Origin of the sequence: Burkholderia sp. E168m23 (assembly GCF_016586125.1) — a bacterium.
Classification (GTDB): Bacteria; Pseudomonadota; Gammaproteobacteria; order Burkholderiales; family Burkholderiaceae; genus Burkholderia; species Burkholderia orbicola.
Window position 1 is genome coordinate 1 of sequence record NZ_BCPP01000437.1, and the last position, 5,728, is coordinate 5,728.

Below are 5,728 nucleotides of genomic sequence, written 5' to 3' on the forward strand. Positions count from 1 at the left end.
GTGGTCCCACACGGTGACGCCGAGGATGTCCTGCGGGCCGACGCGATACGTGTACTGCGACGGATCGGTATAGCGCCCGGGCGGCAGCGGATGATTGACCTGCGCTTTCTGCAGCTGGTCCATCACCACTTTGGCGTCGATGTAATGAACCGGATAGGTTTCGGCCGCTTCCTGCCGGCCTTCGTCCTTCAGGTTCGACGAGTCGAGGTAGTTGCCGGGCGCGGTTGCACAGGCTGACAGGAAAGTCGTCAGCGCGACGGCAAGCGCCACCGGGCGCATCGGGCGTTTCAGCATAGTTTCTGTAGCCATCCTTGAACCAGACGTTCGATCAGTGAGTAGCTCTCGCGGTAGTCGGCCTCGGGGCCGCCGTGCGGGTCCGCGATCTCGGCCCCTTCCCACTTGCCGAGCAGGTGAACCTTGCCGCGCGCGAACGGATCGACCGCTTCGACGGCCTTGATCTGTTCGCGCTCGCTGACGAGAATCAGGTCGGCGTCGCGCACGATCCGGCGCGACAGCCGCCGCGAGCGATGGGTCGTCGCATCGACGCCCCGCTCGGCCAGCAGTCGCCGCATCACCGGATCGATGCCGTCGCCGTCGTTCGCGTGCACGCCGGCCGAATGAAACGTCGGGCGCGGGCCGCCGCGCGACGCGGCGTGCGACTTGAACAGCATTTCCGCCGCCGGGCTGCGGCAGACGTTCGCGTGGCAGACGATCAGGATGTTCCGGAACATGGCGTCTCGTAACGAGTGACGGAAAACGGGTTACGCGCTGGCGCGCGCGGCGCCCGGCACGCGAGCGGCGACCGCCTGGCGCGAGCCCGGCCGGCCGATCGGGTGGTACTCGATGCCCTGCTCGCTCATCGTCTCCGGCTCGTACAGGTTGCGGCCGTCGAAGATCACCGGCGTCTTCCACAGGCGGCCGAGCGCGACGAAGTCCGGGCTCTTGAACGCCTTCCATTCGGTGACGATCACGAGCGCATCGGCGTCGCGCGCGGCCTGCGCCTCGTCGTCGACGAACGAGAGGCGTTCGAGCCAGCTCGGGTGATCGGCGAGATCGAGCGCGATCACGCGGCGCGCTTCCTGCTGCGCGACCGGGTCGTACGCGGCGACGCGCGCGCCGCGCGACAGCAGCTCGGCGATCAGCTCGCGGCTCGGCGCTTCACGCATGTCGTCGGTGTTCGGCTTGAAGGCCAAGCCCCACAGCGCGAACGTGCGGCCGCTCAGGTCCTCGCCGAAGCGCGCGACGATCTTCTCGGCGAGCACGCGCTTTTGCGTCGCGTTGACCGACGACACGGCCTTCAGGATCTGCAGCGACTGGCCGTGCTCGTCGGCCGTGCGGATCAACGCCTCGACGTCCTTCGGGAAGCACGAGCCGCCGTAGCCGCAGCCGGCGTACAGGAAGTGATAGCCGATGCGCGGATCGGAGCCGATCCCGCGGCGCACGGCCTCGATGTCGGCGCCGAAGCGGTCGGCGAGGTTCGCCAGCTCGTTCATGAACGAGATACGCGTCGCGAGCATCGCGTTCGCCGCGTATTTCGTGAACTCGGCCGAGCGCACGTCCATGTACAGCGTGCGCTCGTGATTGCGGTTGAACGGCGCGTAGAGCTTCTTCATCAGCTCGCGGGCGCGCTCGCCCGGCACGTCGTCGTCGCAGCCGATCACGATGCGGTCCGGCCGCGTGAAATCGTCGACGGCCGCGCCTTCCTTCAGGAATTCCGGATTCGACACGACCGAGAACATCTGGTCGCCGCCGCGCTTCGCGAGCTCCTCGGCGACCGCCGCGCGCACGCGCTCGGCCGTGCCGACCGGCACCGTCGACTTGTCGACGATCACCTTGAAGCCGGTCATGTAGCGGCCGATGTTGCGCGCCGCCGCGAGCACGTATTGCAGATCGGCCGAGCCGTCCTCGTCGGGCGGCGTGCCGACCGCGATGAACTGCACGTCGCCGTGCGCGACCGCGGCCTCGATGTCGGTCGAGAAGCGCAGGCGGCCGGCCGAGCGGTTGCGCGCGATGACTTCCTTCAGGCCCGGCTCGTGGATCGGCACGCCGCCGTTGTTCAGGATGTCGATCTTTGCCTGGTCGACGTCGAGACAGAACACGTCGTGCCCGATGTCGGCGAGACAGGCGCCGGTGACGAGCCCTACGTAACCGCTGCCGATGATAGTCAGATTCATGATGTGTCGGACCCCTTGACCAATGATTCGAAATTCGTAAAACCGGAATTGCCTGCGTGACGCGGCGCGTCGGTGTCAGTACGCGTTGCTGCCGGTGAAGCCTTTCCACAGCGTCAGCACGACGATCTTGATATCGAGCCAGAACGACCAGTTCTGCATGTAGTAAAGGTCGAGCTTCACGCGGCCCATCATCTTCTCGATCTGGTCGGTCTCGCCGCGATAGCCGTTGATCTGCGCCCACCCGGTGATGCCCGGCTTGATCCGATAGCGGAACATGTAGCCCTTGACCAGATCCTTGTAGATGTCGTCGTGCGCGAGCGCATGCGGACGCGGCCCCACCACCGACATCTCGCCCTTCAGCACGTTGATGAACTGCGGCAGCTCGTCGAGGCTCGTGCGGCGCAGGAACCGGCCGACCGGCGTCACGCGCGAGTCGTTCTTGGTCGCCTGCGTGACCTGCCCGGCCACTTCCTGGTGCACCTTCATCGAGCGAAACTTGTAGATCTCGAACTCGTGCCCGTCGATACCCTTGCGCTTCTGCCGAAAGAACACCGGCCCGCGCGAGGTCAGCTTGATCAGCGCCGCGATCAGCACCATCACCGGCGCGAGCGCCGTGAGCGCCGCCAGCGCGAACAGCCGGTCGAACACGAACTTCGGCAAGATCCGCACGTCGGTGATCGGCGACGCCGCGAGGTTGATCGCCGGCACGCCGAGCACCTCGACCACTTCCTGGTTGAAGAACGACAGCGTGCGCACGTCCGGAATGAAGCGGATGTTCACGAAGTCGTGGCGAAACACCGTCACGATCTGATGAATCCGGCGCTCCTCCGTGATCGGCAGCGTGAGCCACAGCTCGCTGATCGCGCGGCTGCGCACCAGCCACACCAGCGATTCGAACTGCCGCTCGATCCGCACGTCGTCGAGCGCGACTTCGCCCGGCGCCTCGCTTTCGTCGTACACGCACACCGGGTTGAAGCCGGCTTCCGGCCGCGCCCGCATCTGCGCGATCAGCCGCCGCGCCGCCGGCGTGCCGCCGACGATCGCCACCGCCTTCAGGTTGTAGCCGCCGCGGCGCAATTGCCGCAGCACGACGTGCACGCAAGCCTTCGAGCCGGCGAGCAGCACCGTCGTCGCGAGCGCCCAGTAACCGAGCCACAGCCGCGACAGGTCGCCCGACTGGTGAAAGCTGAAACTCATCAGGATGCCCGCGAGCTCGACCGCGAGCCACGCGAACACGACCCGCCCCATCAGTCCGACGAGGCGCTTGCCGCGCCACGACTGGTAGATGCCGAAGGCCGGAAAGAACACGACGACCAGCAGGCAGTCGAACAGCACCGTCGTGCGCTGCAGGTCGCTGAGCCCGATGCTGCCGCCGTGCAGCGCGGCCGCGATCAGCGCGCCCGTCACGACCATCGCGATATCGATGACTCTCGCCAGCACGCTCAACATGTCTGTTTCCTCTTCTTTGAACAGGCGTTTGCCGAACAGCGCCTTGTGCAGCCCGTGCCGCACATTCGAATCAAACGTTGCATGACGCTATTGAAGCGACAAGAAAATTCATCCTCAAGCGCACAAGTATTTCGAAAAATAATCGGAAATTCTTGCCGCGATCTTTTTTAATTAAATCGGCAGGTTTTCCCGAATGGGCGGGAAATGGAGATTTTTTCTGAGTCGTTACGCCTTCCGCTCACCCTTTGCGGGCGGTCGCGTCCGGCCGGCGCCCGGAATTATTTTTTACTTTTTTATTTCCGGCCGATGCTACCGCGGAAAATTCTCCCGGATGAATGCGTGGCGGATATCCGCCATTGGGTCCGGTTTTATTGTCGATTTACTTCATGCTACAACGACAGGCACTGACTTCAACCGTGGAGAGTGTCATCATGAATGCTCCGGCAGTGGTCGCCGAAACGCGCCATTCTTCTTCCGCCGCACCCGCAGCTGGCACACCCGCAGCCGGTATGCCCGCCGTCGGCACACGTCTCGCCGTGCAGCCCGTGATTCTCGCCGGCGGTTCCGGCACGCGCCTGTGGCCGATGTCGCGCGAGCGTTTTCCGAAACAGCTGATCGGACTGCTCGGCGATCACTCGCTGCTGCAATCCACCGCGCTGCGCCTCGACGGCCTGACGGCCGACTACCCGCTGAACGACGACGTGCTGATCGTGTGCGGCGAGGATCATCGCTTCACGACCGCCGAACAGCTGCGCCTGACGGCCAGGAACGCGACCATCATGCTCGAGCCGCTCGGCCGCGACACCGCGCCGGCGCTGACGCTCGCCGCGCTGCGGCTCGTCGCGAACGGCAACGACGCGGTGATGACCGTGATGCCGGCCGACCATGCGGTCGCCGACCTGCCGCGCTTTCACGCGGCCGTCGCGGCCGGCGTGCACTGCGCGGCGCAAGGCAAGATCGCGACGATGGGCATCGTGCCCAAGCACGCGGAAACCGGCTACGGCTACATTCGCGTCGGCGCACCGCTCGGCGACGCCGGAACGGGCACTCTCGACGTGCGCCGCCTTGACCGTTTCGTCGAGAAGCCGCACCTCGAGCTCGCGCAGCAGTACGTCGCGTCGGGCGAATACTGGTGGAACAGCGGCATCTTCATCGTGCGCGCGTCGGTGTGGCTGAACGCGATCCGGCAGCTCGAACCGGCAATCTACGCGGCCTGCGCACAGGCCGTCGCACAGGGCAAGGAAGACGGCGATTTCTTCCGCGTCGATCGCGACGCATTCGCCGCGTCGCCGTCGAACTCGATCGACTACGCAGTGATGGAGCCGCTCGCGAGCCAGCCGCAACTGTGCGAAAGCGTCGTCGTGCCGCTCGATGCGGGCTGGTCCGACGTCGGTTCGTGGGACGCGATCTGGCAGATCTCGCCGAAGGACGAGAGCGGCAACGTCGGCCGCGGCCACGTGCTGTTCGAAGGCGCCGATTCGACGTTCGCGCATTCGGAAAGCCGGCTCGTCGCCTGCGTCGGCACGCAGAACCTGGTCGTCGTCGAAACGCCCGACGCCGTGCTCGTCGCGGATAAATCGCGCGTGCAGGACGTGAAGAAGATCGTCGGGCACATCAAGGCGCGACAAGGCACCGAAGCGACCGATCACCGCAAGGTGCATCGTCCGTGGGGCCACTACGACTCGGTCGACACCGGCGAGCGCTTCCAGGTGAAGCGCATCGTCGTAAAGCCGGGCGCGCAGCTGTCGCTGCAGATGCACCATCACCGCGCCGAACACTGGATCGTCGTGCGCGGCACCGCGCGCATCACGCGCGGCGACGAAACGTTCCTGCTCTCCGAAAACGAATCGACGTACATTCCGCTCGGCGTCTCGCACCGCCTGGAGAACCCGGGCAAGATGCCGCTCGAGCTGATCGAAGTGCAGTCGGGCGCGTATCTCGGCGAGGACGACATCGTCCGCTTCGACGATACCTACGGTCGGCAGTAACGCGTCATGCAACAAAGGGCGCCGCTTATACAGCGGCGCCCGGGCAGACATGGAGATACGGGATTTTCGCGCGGGCGTCGTGGCACACGACGGCCCGCGCGTTGCACGGCAACGGCG

General features: G+C 65.6%; 4 protein-coding genes and 1 pseudogene. 1 reads left to right on the forward strand and 4 read right to left on the reverse strand.

The features are described 5' to 3' along the window. From JMF90_RS21330 to JMF90_RS21345, 4 genes and pseudogenes are all read right to left on the reverse strand, one after another. Window positions 1-294 (reverse strand): annotated as a pseudogene (locus tag JMF90_RS21330) (exopolysaccharide biosynthesis protein); the annotation flags it as partial. Continuing rightward, on the reverse strand, window positions 288-731 hold the full coding sequence (locus tag JMF90_RS21335) for a low molecular weight protein-tyrosine-phosphatase (protein ID WP_011548197.1): 444 nt from the start codon (window positions 729-731) through the stop codon (window positions 288-290). The gene JMF90_RS21335 and the pseudogene JMF90_RS21330, both read right to left, overlap by 7 nt. Window positions 732-761: 30 nt before the next feature. Next, window positions 762-2,174: a UDP-glucose/GDP-mannose dehydrogenase family protein gene (locus JMF90_RS21340; protein ID WP_006479486.1), complete on the reverse strand. Its 1,413-nt coding sequence runs from the start codon at window positions 2,172-2,174 to the stop codon at window positions 762-764. A gap of 75 nt (window positions 2,175-2,249) precedes the next feature. Continuing rightward, window positions 2,250-3,623 (reverse strand): undecaprenyl-phosphate glucose phosphotransferase, encoded by a 1,374-nt coding sequence (locus JMF90_RS21345; protein WP_012338501.1) that lies wholly within the window; start codon window positions 3,621-3,623, stop codon window positions 2,250-2,252. A 431-nt stretch (window positions 3,624-4,054) separates the two neighbouring features. Between JMF90_RS21345 and JMF90_RS21350 the strand changes: the two genes are divergently transcribed. Then, window positions 4,055-5,611, forward strand: coding sequence for a mannose-1-phosphate guanylyltransferase/mannose-6-phosphate isomerase (locus JMF90_RS21350; RefSeq protein WP_011548199.1), 1,557 nt, complete (start codon window positions 4,055-4,057; stop codon window positions 5,609-5,611). Window positions 5,612-5,728 lie beyond the last annotated feature (117 nt).

What these genes read in the sequence shown, in the direction of transcription:
- JMF90_RS21335 (WP_011548197.1), bottom strand. Translation starts at nt 731, where the DNA reads ATGTTCCGGAACATCCTGATCGTCTGCCACGCGAACGTCTGCCGCAGC.
- JMF90_RS21340 (WP_006479486.1), bottom strand. Translation starts at nt 2,174, where the DNA reads ATGAATCTGACTATCATCGGCAGCGGTTACGTAGGGCTCGTCACCGGC.
- JMF90_RS21345 (WP_012338501.1), bottom strand. Translation starts at nt 3,623, where the DNA reads ATGTTGAGCGTGCTGGCGAGAGTCATCGATATCGCGATGGTCGTGACG.
- JMF90_RS21350 (WP_011548199.1), top strand. Translation starts at nt 4,055, where the DNA reads ATGAATGCTCCGGCAGTGGTCGCCGAAACGCGCCATTCTTCTTCCGCC.